Below are 399 nucleotides of genomic sequence, written 5' to 3'. Positions count from 1 at the left end.
GGCACGGCCTTCGACCTCTACATGGTCGGCAGCCGTCAGGACGACGCGCGCATCCGGCAGTGGGCCACCCAGGCGGGCATCGACCCGGCCAGGGTGCGCGCCCGCACCATCACGCTCAACCACGATGCGGGGCGCTGGCTGTCGCTCGGCCTCCCCGGCGATCTGCCGGCCGTGGTGCGCGAGGTGAACGGCCAATGGCAGCGGCAATAGGTACTCCGGGCCGGGAGCGTCGGCCATCCCGCGTCGCCATCCGCTGTACCGGCGCCGTGCTGCTGCTCGCCACCGGCGGCTGGGCGTTGGCCGCCCTGGCGCGGGAAGTGCCGCCGCCGGCCTATCAACTGGCGGCGCATCGTGCAGACGTGCCGGCGGCGGTGCTGTACGCGGTGGCCTTGCAGGAGA

General features: G+C 73.7%; 1 pseudogene. It reads left to right on the top strand.

Features of this window, described 5'->3' with window-relative positions:
* Positions 1–210: pseudogene (locus tag ACR6JA_RS22150) on the top strand (TIGR03759 family integrating conjugative element protein); the annotation flags it as partial.
* Between the last annotated feature and the right edge of the window lie 189 nt (positions 211–399).

The organism is Cedecea sp. B1(4), assembly GCF_059414925.1.
This window is presented reverse-complemented; position numbering and strand designations above follow the sequence as displayed.